At 44.7% G+C, this 26,414-nt stretch carries 32 protein-coding genes and 1 pseudogene; 24 read left to right on the top strand and 9 right to left on the bottom strand.

Translation table 11 applies throughout. From position 1 onward, the window contains the following. The first annotated feature begins 340 nt into the window (after positions 1 to 340). From MHB63_15155 to MHB63_15175, 5 genes are all read left to right on the top strand, one after another. Entirely contained in the window at positions 341 to 982 is a 642-nt protein-coding gene (locus MHB63_15155; GenBank protein MEK3807858.1) for a class I SAM-dependent methyltransferase, read from the top strand. Between the two features lie 62 nt (positions 983 to 1,044). Further along, entirely contained in the window at positions 1,045 to 1,743 is a 699-nt protein-coding gene (gene mtnN, locus MHB63_15160) for a 5'-methylthioadenosine/S-adenosylhomocysteine nucleosidase (protein MEK3807859.1), read from the top strand. An 82-nt stretch (positions 1,744 to 1,825) separates the two neighbouring features. Then, entirely contained in the window at positions 1,826 to 2,749 is a 924-nt protein-coding gene (locus MHB63_15165) for a cysteine synthase family protein (protein MEK3807860.1), read from the top strand. A gap of 1 nt (position 2,750) precedes the next feature. Continuing rightward, the gene (locus MHB63_15170) at positions 2,751 to 3,884 is read left to right on the top strand and encodes a bifunctional cystathionine gamma-lyase/homocysteine desulfhydrase (GenBank protein ID MEK3807861.1); all 1,134 of its coding nucleotides are present in this window, start codon (positions 2,751 to 2,753) and stop codon (positions 3,882 to 3,884) included. An 87-nt stretch (positions 3,885 to 3,971) separates the two neighbouring features. Beyond that, on the top strand, positions 3,972 to 4,211 hold the full coding sequence (locus MHB63_15175; protein ID MEK3807862.1) for a YrhC family protein: 240 nt from the start codon (positions 3,972 to 3,974) through the stop codon (positions 4,209 to 4,211). A 48-nt stretch (positions 4,212 to 4,259) separates the two neighbouring features. Here the strand turns inward: MHB63_15175 and MHB63_15180 are convergent, their stop codons facing one another. After that, entirely contained in the window at positions 4,260 to 5,024 is a 765-nt protein-coding gene (locus MHB63_15180; protein ID MEK3807863.1) for an SGNH/GDSL hydrolase family protein, read from the bottom strand. Positions 5,025 to 5,242: 218 nt separating this feature from the next. Between MHB63_15180 and sigK the strand changes: the two genes are divergently transcribed. After that, positions 5,243 to 5,983 (top strand): RNA polymerase sporulation sigma factor SigK, encoded by a 741-nt coding sequence (gene sigK / locus MHB63_15185; protein ID MEK3807864.1) that lies wholly within the window; start codon positions 5,243 to 5,245, stop codon positions 5,981 to 5,983. Positions 5,984 to 6,891: 908 nt separating this feature from the next. Here the strand turns inward: sigK and MHB63_15190 are convergent. Next, the gene (locus MHB63_15190; GenBank protein MEK3807865.1) at positions 6,892 to 7,032 is read right to left on the bottom strand and encodes a YrzI family small protein; all 141 of its coding nucleotides are present in this window, start codon (positions 7,030 to 7,032) and stop codon (positions 6,892 to 6,894) included. Positions 7,033 to 7,075: 43 nt separating this feature from the next. Next, complete coding sequence (locus MHB63_15195; GenBank protein MEK3807866.1) at positions 7,076 to 7,216, bottom strand: YrzI family small protein; 141 nt, start codon at positions 7,214 to 7,216, stop codon at positions 7,076 to 7,078. Between the two features lie 585 nt (positions 7,217 to 7,801). Between MHB63_15195 and MHB63_15200 the strand changes: the two genes are divergently transcribed. Beyond that, positions 7,802 to 7,969, top strand: a complete 168-nt coding sequence (locus tag MHB63_15200) for a hypothetical protein (GenBank protein ID MEK3807867.1) — start codon at positions 7,802 to 7,804, stop codon at positions 7,967 to 7,969. A 30-nt stretch (positions 7,970 to 7,999) separates the two neighbouring features. On the opposite strand, the gene pssA is transcribed toward MHB63_15200, so the two are convergent. Further along, complete coding sequence (gene pssA / locus MHB63_15205) at positions 8,000 to 8,539, bottom strand: CDP-diacylglycerol--serine O-phosphatidyltransferase (GenBank protein MEK3807868.1); 540 nt, start codon at positions 8,537 to 8,539, stop codon at positions 8,000 to 8,002. A gap of 219 nt (positions 8,540 to 8,758) precedes the next feature. Between pssA and MHB63_15210 the strand changes: the two are divergent. Beyond that, a pseudogene (locus MHB63_15210) lies at positions 8,759 to 8,869 on the top strand (phosphatidylserine decarboxylase). A 96-nt stretch (positions 8,870 to 8,965) separates the two neighbouring features. Here the strand turns inward: MHB63_15210 and MHB63_15215 are convergent. Next, positions 8,966 to 9,106 carry a sporulation histidine kinase inhibitor Sda gene (locus MHB63_15215; protein MEK3807869.1) on the bottom strand — a complete coding sequence of 47 codons (141 nt, stop codon included), beginning with the start codon at positions 9,104 to 9,106 and terminating at the stop codon, positions 8,966 to 8,968. A 380-nt stretch (positions 9,107 to 9,486) separates the two neighbouring features. On the opposite strand from MHB63_15215, the gene MHB63_15220 reads away from it, so the two are divergent. The 8 genes from MHB63_15220 to MHB63_15255 are packed head-to-tail and all read left to right on the top strand — an operon-like array spanning position 9,487 to position 14,514. After that, positions 9,487 to 10,002 (top strand): YqeG family HAD IIIA-type phosphatase, encoded by a 516-nt coding sequence (locus MHB63_15220; protein MEK3807870.1) that lies wholly within the window; start codon positions 9,487 to 9,489, stop codon positions 10,000 to 10,002. Positions 10,003 to 10,004: 2 nt separating this feature from the next. Next, positions 10,005 to 11,111, top strand: a complete 1,107-nt coding sequence (yqeH, locus tag MHB63_15225; GenBank protein ID MEK3807871.1) for a ribosome biogenesis GTPase YqeH — start codon at positions 10,005 to 10,007, stop codon at positions 11,109 to 11,111. Positions 11,112 to 11,126: 15 nt separating this feature from the next. Further along, positions 11,127 to 11,969 (top strand): shikimate dehydrogenase, encoded by an 843-nt coding sequence (gene aroE, locus MHB63_15230; GenBank protein ID MEK3807872.1) that lies wholly within the window; start codon positions 11,127 to 11,129, stop codon positions 11,967 to 11,969. Then, positions 11,963 to 12,256, top strand: coding sequence for a ribosome assembly RNA-binding protein YhbY (gene yhbY / locus MHB63_15235; GenBank protein ID MEK3807873.1), 294 nt, complete (start codon positions 11,963 to 11,965; stop codon positions 12,254 to 12,256). The genes aroE and yhbY overlap by 7 nt, the downstream gene beginning before the upstream one ends. Positions 12,257 to 12,271: 15 nt before the next feature. Continuing rightward, positions 12,272 to 12,841: a nicotinate-nucleotide adenylyltransferase gene (locus MHB63_15240; GenBank protein ID MEK3807874.1), complete on the top strand. Its 570-nt coding sequence runs from the start codon at positions 12,272 to 12,274 to the stop codon at positions 12,839 to 12,841. Beyond that, complete coding sequence (gene yqeK / locus MHB63_15245; GenBank protein MEK3807875.1) at positions 12,831 to 13,409, top strand: bis(5'-nucleosyl)-tetraphosphatase (symmetrical) YqeK; 579 nt, start codon at positions 12,831 to 12,833, stop codon at positions 13,407 to 13,409. Before MHB63_15240 ends, yqeK begins: the two co-directional genes overlap by 11 nt. Positions 13,410 to 13,432: 23 nt before the next feature. Then, complete coding sequence (rsfS, locus tag MHB63_15250; GenBank protein ID MEK3807876.1) at positions 13,433 to 13,762, top strand: ribosome silencing factor; 330 nt, start codon at positions 13,433 to 13,435, stop codon at positions 13,760 to 13,762. Further along, positions 13,759 to 14,514, top strand: a complete 756-nt coding sequence (locus tag MHB63_15255; GenBank protein ID MEK3807877.1) for a class I SAM-dependent methyltransferase — start codon at positions 13,759 to 13,761, stop codon at positions 14,512 to 14,514. Before rsfS ends, MHB63_15255 begins: the two co-directional genes overlap by 4 nt. 94 nt (positions 14,515 to 14,608) lie before the next feature. On the opposite strand, the gene comER is transcribed toward MHB63_15255, so the two are convergent. Continuing rightward, entirely contained in the window at positions 14,609 to 15,433 is an 825-nt protein-coding gene (gene comER, locus MHB63_15260; protein ID MEK3807878.1) for a late competence protein ComER, read from the bottom strand. A gap of 85 nt (positions 15,434 to 15,518) precedes the next feature. On the opposite strand from comER, the gene MHB63_15265 reads away from it, so the two are divergent. From MHB63_15265 to MHB63_15275, 3 genes are all read left to right on the top strand, one after another. Further along, positions 15,519 to 16,148, top strand: a complete 630-nt coding sequence (locus MHB63_15265) for a helix-hairpin-helix domain-containing protein (protein ID MEK3807879.1) — start codon at positions 15,519 to 15,521, stop codon at positions 16,146 to 16,148. 68 nt (positions 16,149 to 16,216) lie between these two features. Further along, positions 16,217 to 16,765: a ComE operon protein 2 gene (locus MHB63_15270; GenBank protein ID MEK3807880.1), complete on the top strand. Its 549-nt coding sequence runs from the start codon at positions 16,217 to 16,219 to the stop codon at positions 16,763 to 16,765. 5 nt (positions 16,766 to 16,770) lie between these two features. Next, entirely contained in the window at positions 16,771 to 19,119 is a 2,349-nt protein-coding gene (locus MHB63_15275; GenBank protein ID MEK3807881.1) for a DNA internalization-related competence protein ComEC/Rec2, read from the top strand. A gap of 36 nt (positions 19,120 to 19,155) precedes the next feature. Here MHB63_15275 and MHB63_15280 read toward each other — a convergent pair whose 3' ends face one another. Continuing rightward, the gene (locus tag MHB63_15280) at positions 19,156 to 19,290 is read right to left on the bottom strand and encodes a YqzM family protein (GenBank protein MEK3807882.1); all 135 of its coding nucleotides are present in this window, start codon (positions 19,288 to 19,290) and stop codon (positions 19,156 to 19,158) included. Between the two features lie 294 nt (positions 19,291 to 19,584). Here MHB63_15280 and holA point away from each other — a divergent pair, with 294 nt between their 5' ends. Further along, positions 19,585 to 20,613 carry a DNA polymerase III subunit delta gene (gene holA / locus MHB63_15285; GenBank protein MEK3807883.1) on the top strand — a complete coding sequence of 343 codons (1,029 nt, stop codon included), beginning with the start codon at positions 19,585 to 19,587 and terminating at the stop codon, positions 20,611 to 20,613. 35 nt (positions 20,614 to 20,648) lie between these two features. Here the strand turns inward: holA and rpsT are convergent, their stop codons facing one another. Further along, entirely contained in the window at positions 20,649 to 20,915 is a 267-nt protein-coding gene (gene rpsT / locus MHB63_15290; protein MEK3807884.1) for a 30S ribosomal protein S20, read from the bottom strand. A 204-nt stretch (positions 20,916 to 21,119) separates the two neighbouring features. On the opposite strand from rpsT, the gene gpr reads away from it, so the two are divergent. From gpr to MHB63_15305, 3 genes are all read left to right on the top strand, one after another. After that, a complete protein-coding gene (gene gpr, locus MHB63_15295) occupies positions 21,120 to 22,238 on the top strand; it encodes a GPR endopeptidase (protein ID MEK3807885.1) in 1,119 nt (372 codons plus the stop codon). A 68-nt stretch (positions 22,239 to 22,306) separates the two neighbouring features. Beyond that, positions 22,307 to 23,506: a stage II sporulation protein P gene (locus tag MHB63_15300; GenBank protein ID MEK3807886.1), complete on the top strand. Its 1,200-nt coding sequence runs from the start codon at positions 22,307 to 22,309 to the stop codon at positions 23,504 to 23,506. Positions 23,507 to 23,530: 24 nt separating this feature from the next. Next, entirely contained in the window at positions 23,531 to 23,872 is a 342-nt protein-coding gene (locus MHB63_15305) for a YqxA family protein (GenBank protein MEK3807887.1), read from the top strand. Here MHB63_15305 and MHB63_15310 read toward each other — a convergent pair. After that, positions 23,866 to 24,102, bottom strand: coding sequence for a hypothetical protein (locus tag MHB63_15310; GenBank protein ID MEK3807888.1), 237 nt, complete (start codon positions 24,100 to 24,102; stop codon positions 23,866 to 23,868). The two genes, MHB63_15305 and MHB63_15310, sit on opposite strands and share 7 nt — an antisense overlap. Before the next feature lie 428 nt (positions 24,103 to 24,530). Between MHB63_15310 and lepA the strand changes: the two genes are divergently transcribed. After that, a complete protein-coding gene (gene lepA / locus MHB63_15315; GenBank protein MEK3807889.1) occupies positions 24,531 to 26,357 on the top strand; it encodes a translation elongation factor 4 in 1,827 nt (608 codons plus the stop codon). The last annotated feature ends 57 nt before the right edge of the window (positions 26,358 to 26,414 follow it).

The following is a 26,414-nucleotide window of genomic DNA, read 5'->3' on the forward strand; positions in this document are numbered from 1 at the left end:
GTATTCTCATCTGCTGTTTAGAAACGTTATTAAGTTTGAACCTTAGTGGATTGCAGCGGAAAGGGACTTGACACCTTGTCCAGCTGCAGCGCCCAACTCCTCTGTCAGAACAAAATCCCCCAAATAGTCAAACCCGGACTTTTCGGGTGATTTCTTATCTGACTGCCGGAGCAAAACGGGCGCTTCCGCTTTTCTATAGAATATCGCATAAAATACCCTTCTGGAAAGTCTTTTCATTGCCTCTGAAACAAACCATGTGGTAAATTAAGAACAGTTCTATTTTTAAATCATAGTATACACATAGGAATTATTTAAATTATCATCGAAGGATTGGTGCATGATGGGAAGAGAATTTGTAGAACTATTTGAAGATTGGGCTCACTCGTATGATTCGACAGTAGTCGGACATGATGAAGAATATAAAGAAGTGTTCAGCGGCTACAGCGCCATTCTTGATGCTGTAGCATCCAAATCCGGAAAATCCGTCCTTGAATTTGGAGTCGGAACCGGCAACCTGACAGCAGAACTGCTGAAAAAAGGAAAGCAGGTCTACGGAATTGAACCATCAAAGACCATGAGAGAAAAAGCAGCTGAAAAGCTTGGGAACGTGGCTCAGATCAGCGACGGTGATTTTCTCACCTTCCCTGTTCCAGAAGGGGAAATTGACACGGTTGTAAGCACATATGCTTTTCATCATCTAACAGATGAAGAAAAAGAGAAAGCTGTCGCAATTTATGCCCGTCTTCTCGGCAAAGGTGGTAAAATAGTGTTTGCTGACACAATGTTTGAAGATCAGGAGGCTTACGAGGCCATGATCGAAAAAGCAAAAAAACAGCACTACTTAAACTTGGCAGCCGACCTTGAAACAGAATATTACACGACACATTCAGTCATGCGCGGCATCCTTGAAAAACATTCATTCACTGCCGACTTCACGCAGCTCAACGAATTTGTGTGGCTGATAGAAGCCGTAAAAAAATAATACCGACAGCGTTTCAGGCTGATGCCGGCCAAAAACCCCTTTTGAAAGGAATGGATCAATAAATGAAAGCAGCCATCATTGGAGCAATGGAAGAAGAAGTTTCTATTTTAAGAGATCAGCTTGAACATGCAAAAACCGAAACCATCGCTGGAAGCGAATTTACAACTGGAACATACAGCGGGATGGACGTCATCCTGCTGAAATCAGGAATTGGGAAGGTAAATGCTTCAGTAAGCACCGCTATCCTGCTTGACCGCTTCAAACCGGACGTGGTCATTAACACAGGTTCAGCAGGAGGTTTTCATCAATCCCTGAATGTAGGAGACGTCGTCATTTCTACAGAAGTAAGACATCACGATGTAGATGTGACAGCATTTAACTACGAATACGGTCAGGTGCCCGGCATGCCGGCTGCTTTCCTTCCGGATGAAAAACTGGTTGCAATTGCTGCCGAGCAGGCCGAGGAACAGGAAGGCATTCAGGTTGTGAAAGGTCTGATTGCCACCGGTGATTCGTTTATGAATGATCCTGAAAGAGTCGCATACATCCGAACAAAATTTGAAGACCTTTACGCTGTTGAGATGGAGGCTGCGGCCATAGCCCAGACTGCCCATCAATTCGGCGTACCGTTTGTCATCATCCGCTCCCTGTCTGATATTGCAGGAAAAGAATCGGATGTTTCATTCGAACAATACTTGGAAACAGCTGCGAAAAACTCTGCAGAGCTTGTTTTAAGCATTGTCCGTGCATTAAAAAGCTAAAAACAGAGGGGATCGCAATGATCCTCTTTTTTAAGGATAACAGGATAAGAGTGCAGACATTCTTATCACAGGAGTGGACAGAATGAAAGTCGTAAAAGGCATTGAAGAACTGATTGGCAGAACGCCTCTGATGGAATTGACACAGTTTCCGCTTCCAAACGGCGTGCGGCTGTTTGCAAAACTGGAGTTTATGAATCCGGGCGGCAGCATTAAAGATCGTCTTGGCGCAGAACTGATAGATGAAGCACTAAGAACAGGCAAGGTAAAAAAAGGCGGAACGATTATTGAACCGACCGCGGGCAATACGGGCATTGGACTTGCGCTTGCCGCAATCAGCAGGAATGTAAATGTGATTGTGTGCGTCCCCGAAAAGTTCAGCATGGAAAAACAGGATCTCATGAGAGCGCTCGGGGCAGAAGTTGTAAATACCCCGACAGCAGAAGGGATGAAAGGCGCCATTAAGAAAGCGCATGAGCTTTGTGAGAAGATACCCGGATCCTACTGCCCTCAGCAGTTTGGGAATCCTGCAAATCCGCTGACGTACTATAAAACGCTTGGACCTGAGCTGTGGGAGCAGCTCGAAGGGAAAATCGATGTGTTTCTCGCAGGGGCAGGAACCGGCGGAACATTTATGGGAACGGCGCAGTATTTAAAAGAGGTAAACCCCGGTGTGAAAACCGTTATCGTCGAGCCGGAGGGATCGATTTTGAACGGCGGAGAATCAGGACCGCACAAAACAGAGGGAATCGGAATGGAATTCCTTCCGGATTATATGGATGAAACGTATTTTGACAGTATTCATACAGTCATGGACACGGACGCGTTTAAAAGAGTGAAAGAGCTTGCCATGAAAGAGGGCCTTTTAGTCGGAAGCTCAGCAGGTGCAGCTATGCATGCAGCGCTTCTTGAGGCAGAAAAAGCGGCCCCGGGCTCACACATTGTGACGATCTTTGCTGACAGCAGCGAACGGTATTTAAGCAAAAAGATTTACGAAGGAGGAATCTAGCATGAAACAGAAAACAAAAATGATTCACGGGGGCATTGTCGGTGACCCGCACACAGGAGCGGTATCAACACCTATTTATCAGGTAAGCACCTATAAGCAGGACGGGGTCGGCAATCACAAGGGATTCGAGTATTCACGCACAGGAAACCCTACCCGTCATGCTTTGGAAGAGCTGATCAAGGACCTTGAGGGAGGTCATGCAGGCTTTGCGTTTGGTTCCGGCATGGCTGCCATAACCGGTGTCATGATGCTTTTCAACAGCGGAGATCATGTGATTTTGACTGATGATGTCTACGGCGGAACGTACCGTGTAATGACAAAGGTTCTTAACCGTATGGGCATTGATTCTACCTTCGTTGACACAAGTGACCTCTCTACAATTGAAGCGGCGGTAAAAGAAAACACGAAAGCCCTGTTCATCGAAACACCGACAAACCCGCTTCTTAAAATTACGGACGTTGAAGCAGCAGCGGCACTTGCGAAAAAACACGGACTGCTGACGATCGTAGACAACACGTTCAGCACGCCATACTGGCAAACCCCGCTTTCAATGGGAGCTGACATCGTCCTGCACAGTGCAACAAAATACATTGGCGGACACAGTGACGTAGTAGGAGGCCTTGTAGTCGCAGGATCTGAACAACTGGCAGAAGAACTTCACTTTGTTCAAAACTCGACAGGCGGAGTACTTGGTCCTCAGGATTCATGGCTTTTGATGCGCGGTATTAAAACACTCGCTCTCCGTATGGAAGCACATGAGAAGAATACGGCAGCAATCGTAGATTTTCTAGTTCAGCATCCGGCAGTTGAAAAAGTATTTTACCCGGGACTTAAAAATCATCCTAACCATGAAATCGCGAAAAAGCAGTCAGGCGGATTCGGCGGAATGGTTTCGTTTGATGTCGGCAGCGAAGAAAAGGCAGAAGAAGTTCTTTCAAAAGTAAAATACTTTACTTTGGCAGAGAGTCTTGGCGCAGTTGAAAGCCTGATTTCAGTTCCGGCTAAAATGACGCATGCGTCCATTCCGGCAGAGCGCCGCAGAGAGCTTGGCATCACAGATGGCCTTGTCCGGATTTCCGTGGGCATTGAAGATGCAGAAGACCTTGTTGAAGATCTGAAAAATGCATTAAACTAATTCCTCTGCTGCCTGAATTTGCCTGCATCATTGCCTGCTCTGATATGTTAAGGTTTTTATAGACACATATTCAGGCAGGTGATTGGTTTGAATACAAAACAGGTAAAGCACTTAATGACAGACTTTAAGAGATATGCTTTTGTCCTTCTTGCAGTCAGCGTCTTTTTATATATCGGCATGCTCATTCCTGTAAAGGGAGGGGAACCTGGCGATATTCAGGAATACGCGATGATGGGCACAACTGCACTCTTCCTGATCGGAGCTTTTTTCTGCTTTAAACGGTCTCTCGATTATAAAAAACAGCTGGATGAACAGGACCAGGCATAGTCTTCTACTATAAATAAAGAAAGAACCCGTTTTCTGAACGGGTTCTTTTTATTGGTTAAGCACCTTGCTCTTTAAGATGGATTCATAGATCAGCTTTGCACCATGAGGAGTCATATGATTTCCGGACGGATCAATGATTCCTGATTTCAGCAGCAGTTCATCGGAGTCGCCTCCTGCAGCCTGCACCATAGTAGTCCAGTTGTCAATTAAGGTGATGTCATTTTTAAACGCAATTTCACGGGTAATGTCATTATAGGAATTATGCCAGTTCCGTGCCCCGTCTGTATGGGAATAGAGTTTTTTAGGATATCTCGTGTAGTAAAGCTTGTCATGGCCGTTTCCTTCAACGATAGGAAGGCATGTCATCAGAACGGGCTTTCCGCCGTTCTTTTTAATCTCATTTACATAATAAAGCAGGTTTTCCCTGAAGCGGCTGTGTGTGACTTTTGGCTGCCCATTTGGCAGAATCACAGCATCATTCGTTCCAAACATGATGAAAACAAGGTCGGGTTTTGTGTTCAGCACATCCCGTTTAAACCGTTTTCTTGCATCCTCGGTCGTTTCTCCTCCAATTCCTGCATTATGAATGAACGTCTGTCCATCGTTTACAGGGAGAGTGGATTTGACCAGGTTTACCCATTTATCTGTATCCTGATAATTTCGGATGGTCCAGTTTGCTCCGCGCGTGTTGCTGTCGCCAAAGGCTACAATGGTATATCTATCTGAACGGTTTCCGCAGCTGATCAGCAGCAGAAAAAACAAAAGAAAAGCGGCTAGAGACAAATATTTTTTCAAAAAAACAACCTCCAACATAAGATGGCTAAGGGCTTGACAGCACCAGCATTCATTATTGATGAAAAAGAAGGAAGAATCAATAGAGTTTTCAAAAATGTCATAATGTATGCGCTTAATTTTTGGTGAAAAACTGGAAGGACTTCCGCAATCTTTCGTAGTACAGACACTTTCACACCCTTCCGGACATAGACTTGATTATAGGCAGCTGCCTACAATCTGTTCGTGGAGGTGGGTCAATGTCAGGAGTTTTAGCTGCATTAGGATACTTATTAAAAGAGCTGGTTTTTTTAGTATCTTATGTCAAAAACAATGCCTTCCCTCAGCCATTGTCAGCTAGCGAAGAAAAAAAATACTTAAGGCTGATGGCAACAGGGGATGAGCATGCCCGTAATATGCTGATCGAGCACAATCTGCGGCTGGTGGCGCACATCGTTAAGAAATTTGAAAATACAGGCGAGGACTCGGAGGACCTTATTTCAATCGGCACGATCGGTCTGATAAAAGCAATTGAGAGCTATTCAGAAGGCAAAGGCACAAAGCTTGCTACGTATGCGGCAAGATGTATTGAGAATGAAATCCTCATGCATCTGAGAGCATTAAAGAAAACCAAAAAGGATGTCTCCCTTCATGATCCGATCGGCCAGGATAAAGAAGGGAATGAAATCAGCCTGATTGACGTGCTTAAATCTGAGTCAGAAGACGTCATCGATACGATTCAGCTGAACATGGAACTTGAAAAAGTAAAAGAATTTATCGATATTCTGGATGAGCGGGAGAAAGAAGTGATTGTAGGCAGATTCGGCCTTGACCTGCAAAAAGAGAAAACGCAGCGCGAAATCGCTAAGGAGCTGGGCATCTCAAGGAGCTACGTGTCGAGGATCGAAAAGAGGGCTCTCATGAAGATGTTCCACGAATTTTACCGGGCGGAAAAGGAAAAAAAGGGCCAGCAGAAGGGCCGGCAAAAGGGGAAGGGATGAAAAAAGCGAAGATCTTTAAAAAGATCTTCGCTTTTTTATGTTGGTTTATGTCAGGTTTCGGTCGGCTCCGCTTTTCGTGGTGTCTAGCTCCGCCTCCCAGCCCTTCCGTCAGAACAAAATCCCCGAAAAAGTCAAACCCGGACTTTTTCGGGGATTTCTTTTCTGCCTGTCAGGGCTAAACGGTCGGCTCCGCTTTTCGTGGTGTCCAGCTCCATCAGCCAACTCCTCTGTCAGAACGGAATCGTCAAAAAAGGCAAAAAGCGCCTTTTCCGCCGCTTCCTTATCTGACTCCCGGAGCTAAACGGCTGATTCCGCTTTTCGTGGTGTCCAGCTCCATCGCCTAACTCCTCGGCCAGAACGGCTTCGCCGCAAAAAGCAAAACCGGCTTTTTCCGTCGAATCCTTTTCTGTCCTTCGGAGCTGAACAAGGCGATTCCGCTTTTCGTGGTGTCCAGTTCCATCAGCCAACTCCTCTGTCAGAACGGAATCGTCAAAAAAGGCAAAAAGCGCCTTTTCCGCCGCTTCCTTATCTGACTCCCGGAGCTAAACGGCTGATTCCGCTTTTCGTGGTGTCCAGCTCCGCCTCCCAGCCCTTCCGTCAGAACAAAATCACCGAAAAAGTCAACCCCGGACTTTTCCGGTGATTTCTTTTCTGCCTGTCAGGGCTGAACGGTCGGCTCCGCTTTTCGTGGTGTCCAGCTCCATCAGCCAACTCCTCTGTCAGAACGGAATCGTCAAAAAAGGCAAAAAGCGCCTTTTCCGCCGCTTCCTTATCTGACTCCCGGAGCTAAACGGCTGATTCCGCTTTTCGTGCTACGCGGTATCCTTCTCCACATTAAGGTGCATTCTGAGTTTCATTTGAATCATCATTTTCGCTCTCTCCTTTCGTTTTTTAAGTATGATTGGGTATTAGTTTCCGTTATACATTTGGAAGCATTTGTTCATCATGGCTTCATAAGATTTGTAGACCTGTTCTTCGTGGTGGATCTCTTCGATTGATTTTTTCCTGCGTTCGATTGTCAGGCTTACAAACAATAGGTTGATCGTCATATAGTTTCACCTCCTGCTGTTTCTTGATGAGTTTGGCTGTGCATTAGATGCCGTTATACATTTGGAAGCATTTATTCTGCATGGCTTCATACGATTTGAAAACTTGTTCTTCATGCTGCAGTTGTTCAAGCGTCTGTTTTCTGCGGTTGATTGTAAGTGATACAAATAATAAGTTGATCGTCATTTTTTCTCACCTCCTTGAAATGTTAAAAATGAGTACAGGTTTTTGGTAAACGATACCGTTCCTTTCCGCTCCAGGAACTTGCTTTCCGCGGGGAGTGCCTGAAGCTTCCTCGCTGCGCTTGCGGGATCTTCAGTGCCCTCTTCATCCCGCAGGAGTCAAGTTCCTTCCGCTGCAATACACTGGAGAGGCTGTTCAAATCCCCAGAGAACACAAAAACGCCGCAGGGCATACCTGTGGCGTGTCGCGTTTTATAAAAATGGACATAAAAACGCCGCAGGATGATGCTACTCAACCTGCGGCGGTAAGGACAATAGGATAATTACCGTTTACCAGTTCGGCCGAATAGACGTATATTCAATTGAGCTGAATTAGATTGTGCTGACATGATTGACATTTGATTCGACCTCCCTTTTCGTGGTTTTGATTACAATGGTAATTATATCCACTAACAGATAAATTGTAAACCCTTTTTTTGAAAAATAGGCAATATTTATTAAATGCGCTGACAATCTATGGCTATAGCCTATACAAATTAGTTGAGTATCACATAATTTAGAGGGAACAGCTCAAAAGGAGGTCTTACTTATGCGCTCATGCACACCATTCTACGGACCGCCTGCACCATATCCTTATCCTTATCCCTATGCACCTTATGCGGGCTTTGGCTATTGGTACGCTTTTATTGTCGTATTGCTGATCCTGCTGCTTGTTTTAGGAGGAGGCTATTACTACAATAACTATTACTGCAAATAGCCAAAAAAAACACCTCGGCTGAGGTGTTTTTTACATTTTTCGGATTCTGAAGGATGAGATCATGCAAAAAGAAAGAATCATCAGAAGGAACATATAGAAATGCACCGGCATGAAGTCTTTCCATAAATAACTGAGCGTTGCAATGCATCCGGCTGCCGTTATTGGCAGGCCGCTGAAAAATCCGCAGTTTTCTGTAATGTTAAATCTGGCAAGTCTGAAAGCACCGCATCCTATAAATAAAACGGCGAAAAAAGCTCCCGGCGCCCCAAGTTCAAAAAGAATTCCTTTATAAATAAGTAGTGCCGGAGCAACACCAAATGATATAATATCACTCATTGAATCCAATTGTTTGCCGAGCTCGGACTCGATGTTGAATTTTCTGGCAACCATTCCGTCAAACCTGTCAGCGAGAGCAGCAAGAAAAATAAGCAGAAGACTCAGCTTCAGCACGTCGTTAAGAGTATAGATTATGGCGAAGCCGCCCAGGCCTAGGTTGACAAGGGTCAGCATGTTGGCGGTATTTGCTTTTATTTTTTTTAATGTGGCATCGATATAGCCTGCTAAAAACATAATGGCACTTCCTTAAGTAACATAAATGACCTATTCAGGCCTACTTTTATTCTATGCATGATATTGACAGTAGTAAAGATATTTTTTTGGAGGATGAGCATTGATAACAAGAATTTTCCAATGATTTCTTTAGAAAAGCATAAAAAAGAAGCATGAACATTTGATAATAACCCAAATCATGTGATTCGTCCAGGTTAATCATCAATTAATGTTAATGCCGGGGCTGTTTTAAATACGATTGAATTGACTCATGCTAAGGAAAGGCTTAAAAAATTAGAGGAGCTGGCTTATTTCTCTTTTGGACCGACTGCTGTTCTCCTTTTTGAAAAGAAAAAAGCGGTATTTGCAGAGGCTGGGGGAGAGAGGTTTAGGTTTTCGGGGGATTGGCTGTTAAGCGTTAAAGAAGGGAGCTTCACGTTTTAAAAGTCAGCCCGAAGCTTTTAAAACGTGAGTCAATGACCGGCGTTTGATCTCTTTTTTGATCAGTTCTATAAAATCTTCGCTCAGCTGCATTTCTGTCGCTTTATAGTAGGATTCAATGAGCAGTTCATCGGAAAGTTTTCTCATAGGATCGCCGGCTTGCCGGCTTGCACCTCCATTATGGAAATAATGTTCTATAAAATAAGCACCATGCATATACTTTTATGTTATTTTCTTCTAGTAAATTTAATCTAACACGAAATATAAAATAGAACAATCGTTCTGTTATCCACAGAAGAAAGTGGATAAGCTGTTAATATCTTGTTTATAATCCTGCCAGCAGAGGAATCTATATGAGTGAACAATGTGAATAGACTTATCCACAGAACGGAAGGCCGAACATATTGTCGAAAAATTTACCGGATTTCTTCTGAATTTCTGCAGAACGCCAAGTTTCTTTTGAAAGAAAGATTAAAATCAGATATGATGTAGTTTGGCTAAAAAATGTCCGATGAGGTGTTTATAGAATGTTGAAATTATTTCTGCCGGGAGAGTACGTGAAGAATATTTATGAAATCTCTCCACAGGCATTAAAAGACAAGGGAGTAAAAGGCATCATTACGGATCTTGACAACACCCTGGTAGAATGGGACCGTCCAAGTGCCACTCCGAAGCTTATTGAATGGTTCAAAGATGTAAAAGAACATGGCATCAAGGTTACCATTGTTTCTAATAATGTAGAGAAACGGGTGCGCTCTTTCTCAGACCCCCTTCAAATTCCTTTCATCTATAAAGCAAGAAAACCGATGGGCAAAGCATTCCGCAGAGCTCTGAAAAACATGGAGCTTGATAAAAAGGATGTTGTTGTGATTGGCGATCAGCTGCTGACAGATGTCCTCGGTGGCAACCGCAACGGTTTTCATACGATTTTAGTCGTGCCTGTTGCATCTACTGACGGTTTTGTAACGAGACTTAACCGCAAAATTGAAAGAAGAATTCTTGCTGTTCTGAAAAGAAAAGGCTTGATTCAGTGGGAGGATTAAACGTGACAGAGGAACAATTTGTCTGCATCGGCTGCGGTGTGAAAATACAGACAGAACATCCGGACGAGCTTGGATATGCACCGGAGAGTGCTTTGCAAAAGGAACAGATTATTTGCCAAAGGTGCTTCCGCCTAAAAAACTATAATGAAATTCAGGATGTTTCCCTGACAGATGATGACTTTCTGAAAATCCTTCACAGTATCGGCGACACGAACGCACTTGTGGTGAAAATCGTTGATATCTTTGACTTTAACGGCAGCTGGCTGAGCGGCCTTCAGCGTTTTGTCGGAGGCAATCCGATTCTGCTCGTCGGCAATAAAGCAGATATTCTTCCAAAGTCGGTCAAAAGACAAAAATTGACCAACTGGATGAAAAGGGAAGCTAAGGAACTCGGATTAAACGCTGTGGATGTATTTCTGATCAGCTCTGCAAGAGGTCAGGGCATTCCTGAAGTCACTGAAGCGATTGAAGAGTACCGGAACGGACAGGATGTCTACGTGGTCGGCTGCACAAATGTCGGCAAATCCACCTTCATCAACCGCATCATTAAAGAGGTGACGGGTGAAAAAGATGTGATTACCACATCGCATTTTCCTGGCACAACTCTAGATCTCATTGAAATTCCGCTTGATGACGGATCAGCTTTATATGATACTCCGGGCATTATCAACCATCATCAGATGGCCCATTTCGTCGATAAAAGAGACTTAAAACTGCTGTCTCCGAAAAAAGAGATCAAACCAAAGGTTTTTCAGCTGAACGAGTCTCAGACTTTATTCTTTGGCGGTCTAGCCCGTCTTGACTATGTAAGCGGCGGAAGAACGTCTCTTACGTGCTATGTGCCTGCAGAAATAACGATCCACCGCACAAAGCTTGAAAATGCAGACGAGCTGTATGAACGCCATGCAGGAGACATGCTGACTCCGCCAAGAACAGACCAGCTCGGAAGCTTCCCGGAACTGACACCTCATGAATTTACAATTAAGGATGATAAGACCGATATTGTCTTTTCCGGGCTTGGATGGGTGACTGTCAACGAAGGAAACAAAAAAGTAACGGCTTATGCGCCTAAAGGTGTAAATGTTACATTAAGATCATCCTTAATTTAACGGGGAGAGATTCTTTTGAACAAAGTATACGGTCTTATTGGATGTCCGGTCGGACACTCCATGTCGCCGCTGATTCATAATGATCAGCTTCAGCATAAGAAAATAAGTGCGGCCTATCATGCTTTTCATGTGGAAAAAGAACACCTTAAAGCTGCGGTTGAAGGTGCAAGAGCGCTTGGCATTGCCGGATTTAATGTTACCATCCCTCATAAAATCGCCATTATCCCCTTTTTGGATGAACTTGATCAAAGCGCAGAGCTGCTTGGCGCTGTTAATACGGTTTTGAATAAAGAGGGCAGATTAATCGGGTATAATACAGATGGACAGGGATATTTGGAATCACTGAAGCAGCTGACGGAAAAGCCTCTGCATGAGCAGAGGTATTTGATTATCGGTGCTGGAGGGGCTGCCAGGGCGATTTTTTACACACTAGCATCAGAAGGCGCATCAGCCATTGATCTTGCCAACCGGACGCCTGAAAAAGCCCGCATGCTTATGCAGGAGTGTCCGCATAAGGTAAAGGGAAACGTCTTTTCATTAAACGAGGCGGAATCCCTTTTATCTGATTATGATGTCATCATTCAGACAACGGCCATCGGCATGCATCCAAATGAAACAGAAAAGCCCTTTGCGGCAAGCAGCATCCGAAAAGGGACGATTGTAAGCGACATCGTGTACAACCCAGTAAAAACCGCTTTTTTGACAGAAGCGGAAAAAGCAGGTGCGAGAATCCTGAACGGGGTTGGCATGTTTGTTTATCAAGCGGCCCTTTCATTTGAAATATGGACCGGTGAAAAACCGGATACTGCAAGAATGAGTAAGCTGGTATTTGCACAATTAGGAGGAAATTCATGTTAACAGGAAAACAAAAACGCTTTTTGCGTTCAGAAGCTCACCATTTGAACCCGATTTTTCAAGTAGGCAAAGGCGGGGTCAATGACAATATGATTCAGCAAATTGCAGATGTGCTTGAAGCGAGAGAACTAATTAAAGTAAGTGTGCTGCAAAACTGCGAAGAAGACAGAGATACAGTTGCAGCAGCCCTTTCAAAAGGCGCAAGAGCTGAACTTGTACAAGTGATCGGCAATACGATTGTTCTGTACAAAGAGTCCAGAGAGAATAAGCAGCTGAAGCTGCCTAGATAACAAGGAGGTTGAAGGATGAAGAAGGTTGGGATATTCGGAGGAACATTCGATCCTCCTCATTTTGGACATTTAATTATGGCAAATGAAGTTCTAAGTGCTCTTCACCTTCATGAGATCTGGTTCATGCCGAACCAGAACCCTCCCCATAAAGACTCAGAAGAAATATCAGACAGCCTTCACCGCATGCATATGCTCAGGCTGTGTACAGAAAAGAAGCCGGAATTTAAGGTTCAGAGTATTGAGTTTGAGCGGGTCGGACCTTCTTATACGTATGACACGATTGTCCTTTTGAAGGAACAATACCCTGACTGCTCGTTTTATTTTATCATTGGAGCGGACATGATCGAATATTTGCCGAAGTGGCATAATATAGACAAGCTTACTGAACTTGTTCAATTTGTCGGAGTGAAACGGGAAGGATATCAAACAGAGACAACCTATCCTGTCTGTGAAGTCACTGCTCCGATCATTGAGATTTCTTCCACAATGATCAGGGAACGGTTCAGGCAGCAGCAGTCGGCGGATTTTCTGCTGCCTGAAGAAGTGATAGGGTATATAGAGGAGAATCATTTATATGAATCGTGATCAGGCACTTGCTATTGTAAAAGAACAATTAACAGAACACAGATATGTTCATACAATCGGCGTGATGGAAACGGCGGCCGAGCTCGCTCAAAGGTACGGGGGAGACCTCAAAAAAGCAGAAACAGCTGCTATTTTTCACGATTATGCAAAGTTCCGCAGCAAGGAAGAAATGAAGCAGATTATTACGGAGCAGAAGATGTCCCCTGATCTGCTGATTCACAGTCCAGAGCTGTGGCATGCTCCTGTAGGGGCGTACCTTGTGAAAAAGGAAGCGGGGATAGAGGATGAAGAAGTCCTTGATGCGATCCGCTATCATACCTCAGGCAGAGAAAACATGACGCTGCTCGATAAAATCATCTATGTGGCAGATTACATTGAGCCAGGAAGAATTTTTCCTGGTGCTGAGGAAGTGCGCAAAATCGCTGAAACGAATCTGAATCAGGCGCTGATTGCATCGATGAAAAACACGATCCTGTTTTTGCTGAAAAAAAATCAGCCCATCTATCCGCAGACTCTGCAATCATATAATTATTTAGTGTTTGAAGAAAAAGGAGGAACAAGCTATTGACTGGTAAAGAAACATTGGAAATCATGGCAAAAGCAGCAGATGATAAAAGAGGGGAAGACATTGTTGCCCTTAAAATGGAAGGAATCTCATTAATTGCGGATTACTTTCTGATTTGTCACGGGAATTCAGATAAACAGGTTCAGGCCATCGCAAGAGAGATGAAAGATCAGGCAGGCGAAAAAGGGATTAACGTGAAACGTCTGGAAGGCTTCGATGAAGCACGCTGGGTACTGATTGATATGGGAGATGTTGTAGCTCATGTTTTCCATAAAGAAGAGCGGGGTTACTATAAGCTTGAAAAGCTCTGGGGAGATGCTCCGCATGAGAATCTGGAGAATGTTCTCGCTCCATGATCTATAAAGGATTCGCTGAAATTTACGATGAATTGATGAAAGACGTCCCGTACGGACAGTGGACGGATTTTCTTCATGAAAGAATGACGCGATATGGAAACGGAGGCAGCCGCATTCTTGATTTAGGCTGCGGCACCGGGGAGATATCCATCAGGCTCAAGCAAAAAGGATACGGCGTTACCGGCATGGACATCAGTGAAGAGATGCTTTCAGTCGCTTATCAGAAGACAGCAGAACTGGGTCTCAGCATCCAGTATCTTCAGCATGACATGCGTGAGAAAAGCGATCTGAATCAATCATTTGACGGTGTCTTTATCTGCTGTGATTCCCTGAATTATCTGCAGTCAAAAGAAGATGTCCAAAATACTCTTAAAGCATCCTTTGACCAGCTGGCTGATGGCGGTCTGCTTATTTTTGATGTGCACTCATTATATAAAATTCATGAAATTTTTAATGGCGCTACTTTTGCAGGAAATGATGAGGATGTAAGCTTTATTTGGAACAGTTTCCTGGGCGATGAGCCCGGCAGCATCGAGCACGATTTATCCTTTTTTGTAAAGCGGGATTCTCTTTATGAGCGCTTCGATGAATTCCATATTCAAAGAACCTACTCCATTGACTGCTACAAAGATATGATTGCGGCTGCGGGGCTGGAACTGCTTGAGATAAGTGTGGATTTTTCACAGGATCAGCCTGACGAAAAATCCGAGAGAATCTTTTTTACCGCTCGGAAGAACGGGTCACTGGGTTAAGCCTTATCTAACCGCTAAAAAACCATCATTTTTTTGATGGTTTTTTTTCGTATGAAGAAGGAATAGAAGGCTGCTTGAAGAATGATTAGTATAGTCACTCATATCTCCCGAACTGTTCTCCCACTTCTCTCAGATCCTGATCGAATTTTTTATGGGTCCTCTGAAACAGGTGTTCAAAGACATCGCCCAGTTCAGATTCCATCACACTGATCCCCTCTCCCGTAACACCGCCTTTTACACACACCTTCTCCTGAAGGGTTGGCAGTGTATACCTCTCGCTTTCAAGCAATTTCCCAAGACCGACGACCATTTCACTTGTAAGCTGTACCGCCTGATTTTTTGTGATGTCTGTTTCCCTGACAGCTGCATCAATAAACCGCTGAAGCAGATAACTGAAGAATGCCGGCCCGCAGCTTACAATATCTGAGGAGACACGTGTAATCTGATCGTCAATTGTAAATGGATGAGAGATGGTCTGGAAGAGTTCTTCAATTTTCTTTCGCATATCCCCGCTGCATCTTCCGAACGTCAGCAGTGACACTCCTGACAGTGCCCGGTTTGTAATACTCGGTATAACACGGGCGACCTGACAGCTGACAACCGACTGCAGCTGCTCCACACTGATTGGGCTCGTTATGGAAATAATGCATTGATCATGCCGGAGATAGGGTGACAATTTCAGCAACAGGGGGTGAATATCAAGCGGCTTGACGCATATAAAAATAAGCTCAGCTTGCCGAGCAATTTCTTCGGGCGTTAAGTACAGGTTCAGTTTAGGATGCTCTTTTCTCAGGTTTGCCGCTTTTTCAAAGGTGCGGTTTGTAATATGAATGTCTGAGGGCTTAAGTGCATGAGATTCAATAAACGCTTCAATCAGAATCTTCCCCATATTGCCTGTTCCAATAAAACCTGCGTTCAATGTGTCATCCCCTCCTTTTATCATACTTACTCCTACACTTTATGAAATCTGTTTCCCATTTATGAATACAACTAAGGAGCTTAAAATGAAATTACTTAAAAAATATAAAATCGCTGTTCTGATTGCCGCTGCAGCTGCTTTTCTGTATGTTTATCAATCTCAGGAGCAAGATTCAGGGGGCGAGAAGACAAAATTGCTTGATGAAGAGGCTTTATCAATGGAACTCGAACCTCCCGAAACCACACCCGATCAAAGTGCGGAAAGTCAGCCGGAGGAAATCATTGTGGACGTGAAGGGTGAGGTGAAAGCGCCTGGCGTTTATGAAATGAAGCCTGGAGAAAGATACCATCATGTCATCGATGCTGCCGGGGGACTTACTGAACAGGCGGATGCTGCACAGATTAACCTTGCCGCACTGCTTGAAGACGGTATGGTGGTTCAGGTTCCGAAGATTGGAGAAATCCCGAATGAGCTCACTCAGCAGCCTGCAGGGGCAAATGCTTCGGGCGGGGGAGGAGAGAAAGTGGTGAACCTGAATAAGGCGTCATCTGAGGAACTGCAGACCCTTACAGGGATAGGCCCGGCAAAAGCAGAGGCCATTATTGCCTACAGGGAGGAAGCAGGCGGTTTTAAAGCCGTTGAAGATCTTATGAATGTTTCAGGAATCGGAGAAAAATCGTTTGAAAAAGTGAAAGACAGTATTTCAGTAAAATGAATTGACTGCGTTTTAGAAGTATCAGTACACTAGAAGAAGATCATGCACTTTTACAAATGGGGGATAATATGAACAGAATTTCCTGGAATCAGTATTTTATGGCCCAGAGCCACTTGCTCGCATTAAGAAGCACGTGCACGAGGCTTGCAGTAGGAGCGACCATTGTAAGAGACAAGAGGATTATAGCAGGCGGGTACAACGGCTCCATTGCGGGAGGGGTGCACTGCATAGATGAAGGCTGCTACGTCATTGACAACCATTGTGTAAGAACCATCCACGCGGAAATGAATGCGCTGCTTCAATGTGCAAAATTCGGCGTTCCGGCGGCGGGAGCAGAAATATATGTGACCCACTTTCCCTGCCTGCAGTGCTGCAAAGCTCTTATTCAAAGCGGTATAAAGAAAGTTTATTATGCAAAAAGCTATAGGAATCACCCTTATGCTATCGAATTATTTGAACAGGCGGGAGTTGCAGTAGAGCAAGTGGTAGGCGAGACGGATTCCCTTGAAGCGGAGCAAAGGGAGTTCGTAGAAGAACTTCTTCAACGTGTAAGTGCTGATGATGCGGATGCCCGCGACATGCTCATAAAAAAAGCAGACAAGCTGTTTAAAAGGTGAATATCTTGCAGATCTCTAAAATAAGCTATCAGGGAAGGCTTATCTATTTTGCGGCAGCATCCGGTTTAGGTGTTGCTGCTGCAAAATCTCCTGATCATCCCCATATGCTCATATTGTTGTTCTTCTTCTTTTCCTATCTTCTACTCCGTAAACAAAAGACCCTTTTCATTCTTACACTTCTCACGTTTATGTTCTTTACCATTTACTACACCCAAACCGACAATCGAAATGTTTCACAATTTACAGAAGGCAGAACCGTTCTCCGCGCAGCCTTTTTAGAACCGCCTGAGTTTGACGGAAATCAGATGAAAGGCGTGATTCTTGCGCATGGGGAGAAGCTGTCTGCCGTCTATTACGTTCAGTCTGAACGGGAACTTATGAACCTGGCCAAACAGATTGAAGCAGGCACCTCCTGTACATTTAATGGCAATCTCACGCATCCATTAGAAGCGACTGTGCCTAATGCGTTTGACTATCATGATTATTTGAGGTATAGCAGAATTCACTGGATTATGACCCCGGATTCGATCAAAGACTGCAGCGGCGGGGCATCATCTTTTTTTGAAAAGCTGGCTGAGTACAGAGAAAAAGGGATTAAGTTTGCTGCCTCGGAATTTTCTCCCCAATCAAGAGGCATTGCTGCGGCGCTGCTTTTTGGATACAGAGAGCTTATTCCAGAGGAGATCAACGAGGCGTACCGGGATTTGGGCATCATCCATTTGCTGGCGATTTCAGGACTGCATGTCAGCATTCTTGTTTCCTGCTTTTACTTCATTCTCATACGCTCAGGTGTGACACATGAATGGACTGCCCGTATTCTTCTGCTGCTGCTTCCCGTATACAGCCTGCTTGCAGGCGGGGCTCCGTCTGTCCTGAGGGCTGCCGGCATGAGTATGATTTATCTTGCGGTTAAACAGCTGAAAGTAAAGCTCACGGCTGCTGATGCGATTTCCATTGCATTTATCGTGATGCTTGCCGCAGATCCCTATTATTTATTTAACATCGGTTTTCAGCTGTCCTTTGCAGTCAGTCTGGCCCTTCTTTTATCCGTTAAAATTTTATCCTCATTTTCAAGCCGTCTGCAGCAGCTCACAGCTGTATCAGTGATTGCACAGGCTTCCTCTCTCCCGATCATTCTGCACAGCTTCTATCAGATGTCAGCGGTAAGTGTACTGGTGAATTTGCTGTTTGTGCCATTTTATTCAGCGGTCGTCCTTCCACTTTGTATTGGCTCTTTTCTCTTAAAAGCGGCTGTTCCTTCTGCAGGGGCAGTGCTGATTGGAGTGACAGATGCCGTCATTTCCATCAGCAATGATGCGGTGCTGCTTGCAGGCAGCAAATATTCTTTTATGCTTTTATTCGGGAAGCCATCATGGCTGATGCTTTCCCTTTACACGATGTGCTTTTGCTTTGCTGCTGCAGCATATGAACGGAATTTCCTTTTCAGCCGGCTGAAAGGGCCGGCAGCAGCCATTTTTCTGCTTCTCTTCCTTCAGCATCAATCTGCACACTTTCAGGCAGAAGGAGAGGTTGTCATTCTGGATGTCGGGCAGGGTGATTCCATATTCTTGTCTGCGCCTTATAATCAGGGAACATATCTGATTGATACCGGAGGCATCCTCTCGTTCAGCAGGGAAGCCTGGCAGGAAAAACGGTCATCCTACTCCATAGCCGAGGATACGCTGCTGCCATTTTTAAAATCTAAAGGTAAGAACACGCTCGATAAGCTGATTTTGACTCATGGGGATGCGGACCATGCAGGGGAAGCACTGAAACTTTTAGATGAAGTGGAGGTAAGGGAAATCGTCGTTCCAAAAGGATTTATCAGAGGGGATTTTGAAAAAGAAATTGTAGATGAGGCTTTGGCAAGAGGGATAAAAATAACCGCTCTTAAAAGCGGAGATGTTATGGATGACAAATATTTCAAGTGGAAAGCATTATCACCTGCAGAGCTTACAGACAGTGAAAACGATGATTCACTTGTTTTGTACGCGGAAATAGGAGGTCTGAAGTGGATCTTTACCGGTGATCTTGAACATGAGGGGGAGAAGCGGATCCTTGAAGCCTACAGGGGATTACGGGCGGATGTTCTGAAAATTGGCCATCATGGAAGCAAAGGTTCCACTTCTAATCCCTTTCTTCAGCAGCTGCAGCCCAAGATAGCCGTGATTTCGGCCGGAAGGAAAAACAGATACAATCATCCCCATCCGGAAGTGCTGAAACTCCTTGAGCAAAATGGGGCCAAAACATACCGGACGGACCGGGATGGGTCAATTGCTTATAAATTTAAGGGGGACAATGGAACATTTTCTATCCACCCTCCATACGATAGCGTATCAGGAAAGGAAAAATGAAAAAGAGACTGCCCGGCAGCCTCTATGTAAGGGTTGTCATGAACCGATTAACTTAATAACAGTTGCCATGATGAAGATCGTGGCGAAAAAACCGAATGATACAACAAATCCCACTCCAGAGTCTACAGCGTCGTTGCGTTTACTTTGAACATTCTTTTCAAATTCATTCACAATTTACCCCTCCTATTATGCCTTATAGTATAAGTCAAATCCGCCAAAAAATCTATCATTTTCCAATCGCCCATTTGTCAACACTTTACACCTATAGAAAGATGGGGACAAGAGGAGACTATAAGAAATCAGATCGATCGCCAGCCAGTATGTGGAACCCGGGTCATGTGCGGCGGCGTTTATATAAATCAGGGGACTTGTCATCAGGTTCCCTGTTCCATTTGGCTTTTCCTCTTGAAAAAATAGCAAAGGACCTATACGATGAGAGAAGCATGATGGAAACTGGGTGATTACATGGTAGTAAATGTCTGGAAAGACCTGAAAAATAAAAAGCTGAAGCCTGTATATCTGCTGCTGGGCAAGGAATCCTATCTTCTTCAGGAAACCCTTCAGCTGATCATAGATGCTGCACTGGAACCGTCCGAAATGGATTTTAATCTTGCGCAGTACGATTTGTCGGAAACGCTGCTTGAAGCTGCAATAGAAGATGCTGAAACGCTTCCCTTTCTCGGTGAGCGGAGAGTGGTTATTTTAAAAAACCCGGCGTTTTTAACAAGCGAGAAAAAGAAGGAAAAGCTTGAGCACCGCATTGAAAAACTTGAGGAGTACATAAACTCCCCAGCACCTTATACCATTCTTGTGATTGCAGCTCCGTATGAAAAGCTTGACGAACGGAAAAAAATCACAAAACTCCTGAAAAAAACAGCCGAAACGGTGGAAATGAACGGATTTTCAGAAGGTGAAACGAAAAAATGGATGAATGAACTGGCGGATACGCATGGGATCACTCTTCAAAACGAGGCCCGGGACATGCTTTATATGCTGACTGCAGGAAATCTTATGGCCATTTCGCAGGAGCTTTCAAAATTGAGTACATATACAGGTGAAGGCGGAACCATTACAGCGGACACGGTATCCTCTTTAGTGGCGAGAACACTTGAGCAGAATATTTTTGAACTAATTGAAAAAGTTGTCCGCAAAGACCGGGCGAAAGCGATGCAGATCTTTTATGACCTGCTGAAAGCAAACGAAGAACCGATTAAAATTCTGTCCCTTCTAATCAATCAGTTCAGGCTCCTGCTGCAGGCGAAAGAGCTTGCAGCACAAGGCTATGGACAGCAGCAGATAGCAGGGAACCTCAAAGTGCATCCTTTCAGAGTCAAGCTTGCTCTGGCGCAGGCACAGCTGTTTCAAAGCAACGAGCTTGCAGCCATCATGAATGAGCTGGCAGAAGCTGATTATGTCATGAAAACGGGAAAGATGGATAAGAAACTGACCATTGAGTTATTCCTTCTGAAGCTTTTCAACAGTAAAAATGCATAAAAAAAATCCTCTTCCCGTGAAGAGGATTTTTTACATTATGCTGAAAGACCGTTTACAGATTTCGTTAAACGAGATTTGTAACGAGCAGCAGCGTTTTTGTGGATTAGTCCACTTTGAGCAGCTTTGTCAATTCTTTTAGCAGCTACAGATAGTGCAGCTTTAGCATTGTCAGCATCGTTGTTAACAATAAGAGCTTCTACTCTTTTGATAGCAGTACGCATTGCAGATTTGATTGTAGCGTTGTGTGCATTGCGCTCAGCGTTCGTTTTTGTGCGTTTGATCGCAGATTTGATGTTTGGCATTCGTTTCACCTCCTAAAAAGCATTCGAGATCTATTATACTCGATATTTTCATCAACAATAAGAACAAGTGATATTTTATCAAACGGGAATATAGAATGCAATAAAATTGTAAAGGAAAATCTCGCAGCCGTTTTCCTCCTGGAATGAAACGTTCCAAAACCGGTAAAAATAAGGAATAAATCTATTTTGCCAGGAGGAAAACACGTGAAAGAATCATTGGATTTAAGCAAGTACTCAGTCCGGACAGATTTAGCCATCGAAGCAAAGGGAATGGCCCAAGAATCAAGAACTCCTGAACAAAAGGAGAAATCTCCTGAAATAGAAGGTGTCATAGTTAAAGAGAGGGATGAGAACGGGATTAAAATCACATCTCTCCAAATAACAGAACAGGGAGCAGAGCTGACCGGCAAAAAACCAGGCAATTATCTGACGCTTGAAGTTCAGGGAATTCGCCAGAAAGATACAGCTCTCCAGGATCAGGTTGTCGATGTCTTTGCAAAAGAGTTCAGCCAGTTTATGGAGGGCCTGAACATATCCAAAGACGCAAGCTGTCTTGTTGTCGGACTCGGAAACTGGAATGTGACGCCTGATTCCCTTGGACCGCAGGTGGTGGAAAATCTCCTGGTGACCCGTCATCTGTTTAAACTGCAGCCTGAAAATGTTCAGGAAGGGTTCAGGCCGGTCAGCGCCATATCCCCCGGAGTCATGGGGATTACAGGCATTGAAACGAGTGATATCATTACTGGCATCATCGAGAAAAGCAAGCCTGATTTTGTCATTGCCATCGATGCACTTGCTGCACGTTCCATTGAACGTGTGAACACGACGATTCAAATTTCAGATACAGGCATCCATCCTGGTTCAGGTGTGGGCAACAAGCGGAAAGAACTCAGCATGGATACGCTTGGCATACCGGTTATAGCACTCGGAATTCCAACGGTTGTGGATGCCGTTTCGATTACAAGCGATACCATCGATTTTATTTTGAAGCATTTCGGCAGGGAGATAAGAGAAGGGGATAAACCTTCCAAAGCACTGACTCCCGCAGGAATGTCGTTTGGAAAAAAGAAAGTTCTTACAGATGAGGATATGCCGTCTGATGAACACAGACAACAATTTCTCGGTGTCATCGGCACGCTTGAAGATGAAGAAAAAAGAAGGCTGATCCATGAGGTTCTGTCGCCGCTTGGACATAACCTGATGGTAACACCAAAAGAAGTAGACACATTTATAGAAGATATGGCGACGGTTGTTGCCAATGGTCTGAACGAAGCGCTTCATCAGCAGGTTGACAGAGGAAATGCACGATCGTACACCCATTAAAAAGCAGTCTATTTTCTCCTTCTGCTGCATATAATTCAGCAGGCAGGCTTTAAGGAGGAAAAAGAAAGATGAAGCACTTTCGTCAAACTCGCGGTATTGTTGTCACTTTAAACGGGACAAGCTTGAAAAAAGGATTCGTACTAGGCTTTACTTTGTTTATGCTCGTGTTTTTGCTCTCAGGCGCACTGACCTCGCTCAAGCCTGAATACAGGATTACCTCAAAATCAATTAACGAACTGACAAGCAATATTAACGGACAGGCATTCATTCACCTTCTTGGTTTTGAAAACCGTTATTTTATAAAGGATCTTCCTAAAGAAACGAAGCTTCCGAGCGTGTCCTCCTTGTTTTTTAAAGCAGCAACAAGCATCAATCCGGATGATCCCCGCAGTCTTCTAGGAAGAGAGCTGCCCGGTTTCACTCTTTTTGACAGTGAAATTTTAGTAGCAGGCGAAGGAACCGACTATACGACCATGCCAATTGAATCTCCGCCTCCAACAGAAGTGCTGCTTGAAGAGAGGGAGGCTTCCATAGCTGACTTGGAGGGAGCAGGCGACGAGCCTGACCAGGCGAAAACCCCTCCGGTCGAAACGACAGGTGACCGGAAAGTCGTCTATATTTATCACACTCATACAACGGAATCCTATCTGCCCATGCTGAAAAATGTGAAGAACCCAAACAGCGCCTATCACTCAGAAGCTAATGTAACCCTTGTAGGCGACAGGCTTGGGAAAGCACTTCAAGACAAGGGAATTGGGACAAATGTTGATAAAACGAATTTTATGAAAAAGCTGAATGAAAAGGGATGGTCCTTCACCAAAGCATACTCAATGTCAAGACCGACAGTCGAAACAGCAATGGCATCAAACAAAGAAATTGAGTATGTCATTGATATTCACCGGGATTCACAGCCTTACAATATTACAACTGCGACCATCGGCGGCAAAAAATATGCACGAGTAGCATTTATTATCGGAGGGAAAAACCCCTTTCATGATAAAAATGCACAGCTAGCATCAGAGCTTCATAAGTCGATCGAAAGCAAGTATCCGGGACTCAGCCGAGGTGTACTTGTGAAAAAATCTCAGGGGTCAAACAGCCTCTATAACCAGGATCTTTCGCAAAATGCCATGCTCATCGAATTTGGCGGAATCGATAATAACCTTGAAGAACTGAACAGAACAGCGGATGCAGTGGCCGACATTTTTGCCGATTATTACTGGCAGGCTGAAAAAGTAAATGCAGCGCCTGCCGCTGAGAAAAAATAAGCAAACAGATTAGAGGGACGTACGATGATAAAATTCATGCTGAAGTGCTTTGTCTTATGCTCGATTCTTCTTTTTGGAGTCCTGTTCGGCATGCAGCAGGCAAACCACGGCCTCGTTAAAATGAAAGGCTATGAAGACCCGGATTTAAGCAGCGCTTTTGAGGTGAAAAATGATGCATCAGGCGAACTCGAAGCTTCTGTCCTCGGAAACACACACAACCTTGAAGAAAAGCAGCAAAAGCTCGAAGACATGGAAGCATTCAACTTCTTTTCCCAGCTGGGAAAGACATTTGCCTCGTTTGCGAGTGCTGTCATTACGGGCCTGATCAGCTTTTTGGCAAGCCTGGTTGAAAGCCTGTTTCAATAAGCGGGATACTGCATATGATGGAGGGAAGCGGGGATGCTGCTTTCCTTTTTTTGTTTGGGGATTATGAAGGGCAGAAGTGAAAAGTGTATTGAGCCCTTGAGATGCTTGATGATTGCTGAAGGGCGAAAACCAAGTAAGAATGTGCCCTTCAGAGAAGCGGAAGTAAGTTCTAGGGCATAATCCGGATATACATTGTGGCGATTCCGCTTTTCGGTGATGTCTAGCTCCATCGCCCAACTCCTCTGTCAGAACGGAACCGTCGGCAAAGGCAAAAAGCGCCTTTACCGCCGTTTCCTTATCTGACTCCCGGAGCTACCCGGGCGATTCCGCTTTTCGGTGATGTCTAGCTCCGGTGCCCAGACCTTCTGTCTGAACAAAATCCCCGAAAAAGGCAATACCGGCCTTTTCGGGTGAATTCTTATCTGTCTTTCGGAGCTAACCGGAAGGCTCCGCTTTTCTCATTGTCCAGCTCCATCGCCCAACTCCTCTGTCAGAACGGAACCGTCGGCAAAGGCAAAAAGCGCCTTTACCGCCGTTTCCTTATCTGACTCCCGGAGCTGCCCGGGCGATTCCGCTTTTCGGTGTTGAATGTTCCCCCCCCTATTGTTATAATCAAAGTTAGTGCATTGGCCAGTTTAGTAGGAGTGATAGAACGATTATGATGAATAAAGACGATAAATTAAAGAGGCAGTCCAAGATCCGCAACTTCTCAATCATTGCTCATATTGACCACGGGAAGTCAACGCTAGCCGACCGGATTCTTGAGAAGACGTCTGCTTTGACTCAGAGAGAAATGAAAAATCAGCTTCTTGACTCAATGGACCTTGAGCGGGAACGCGGCATTACGATCAAATTGAATGCTGTTCAGCTGCGATATAAAGCAAAAGACGGGGAAGAGTACATCTTCCATTTAATCGATACCCCGGGACATGTTGACTTTACATACGAGGTATCCCGAAGCCTTGCTGCGTGCGAAGGTGCGGTTCTTGTTGTAGATGCAGCCCAGGGTATTGAAGCTCAGACGCTTGCAAACGTTTATCTGGCGCTTGACAATGATCTTGAGATTTTGCCGATCATTAATAAGATCGATCTTCCGAGTGCGGACCCAGAGCGGGTGCGTCAGGAGATTGAAGATGTGATCGGGCTTGACGCCTCAGAGGCTGTTCTTGCTTCAGCTAAAGCTGGCATCGGTATTGAAGAAATTTTGGAGCAGGTTGTGGAGAAGGTTCCGGCTCCAAAAGGCGACCCTGAAGCTCCTCTTAAAGCGCTGATCTTTGATTCGCTTTATGATGCTTACCGCGGAGTTGTAGCCTATATCCGTGTCGTTGAAGGAACGGTTAAAGTCGGTCAGAAAATTAAGATGATGGCGACCGGCAAAGAATTTGAAGTTACAGAGGTAGGCGTATTTACGCCAAAACCTGTCCTTATGGATGAGTTAAACGTTGGAGACGTAGGATTTTTAACAGCTGCGATCAAAAACGTGGGAGACACACGTGTCGGTGATACCATTACGGATGCAAAGAACAGTGCCACTGAGGCGCTTCCGGGCTACCGTAAGCTGAATCCGATGGTATACTGCGGACTTTACCCGATTGATACAGCAAAATACAATGACCTTCGCGAAGCTCTTGAAAAGCTTGAGCTGAACGATTCTGCTCTGCAATTTGAGCCGGAAACGTCACAGGCGCTTGGTTTCGGCTTCCGCTGCGGATTCCTTGGCCTCCTTCATATGGAGATTATCCAGGAGCGGATTGAACGCGAATTTAAAATTGACCTGATCACAACTGCACCGAGTGTTATCTATAATGTTTTCCTGACAGACGGATCTGACGTCCGTGTTGACAATCCGTCAAACCTGCCTGATCCGCAGAAGATTGACCGGATTGAGGAACCGTATGTAAAAGCAACCGTTATGGTGCCTAACGATTATGTTGGAGCGGTAATGGAGCTTTGCCAGATTAAGCGCGGCAATTTCATTGATATGCAGTATCTTGATGAAAACCGTGTCAGCATTATTTATGAACTGCCGCTTTCAGAGATTGTCTATGACTTCTTTGACCAGCTCAAATCCAACACGAAAGGATATGCCTCTTTCGATTACGAGCTGATTGGATACAAAGCATCCAAGCTTGTGAAAATGGATATTCTCTTAAATAACGAAAAAATTGATGCCCTGTCGTTCATTGTGCACAATGATTCAGCCTATGACCGCGGGAAAATCATTGTTGAAAAACTGAAAGAACTGATCCCCCGCCAGCAGTTCGAAGTGCCGATTCAGGCGGCGATCGGACAGAAGGTTGTTGCGCGTTCGACGATTAAAGCGATGCGCAAAAACGTTCTTGCCAAGTGCTACGGAGGGGATATCTCACGTAAGCGTAAGCTTCTTGAGAAGCAAAAAGAAGGTAAAAAGCGGATGAAGACAGTCGGATCTGTTGAAGTTCCGCAGGAAGCCTTTATGGCAGTCCTCAAAATGGATGACAATTAATCAAATGATTTTGAGTCACCGGAAAACTGTGATATTGTAAGAAAAAACTACTGCCGC

Origin of the sequence: Bacillus sp. FSL H8-0547 (assembly GCA_038002745.1) — a bacterium.
In the GTDB taxonomy this organism is placed as follows: domain Bacteria; phylum Bacillota; class Bacilli; order Bacillales; family Bacillaceae; genus Bacillus_P.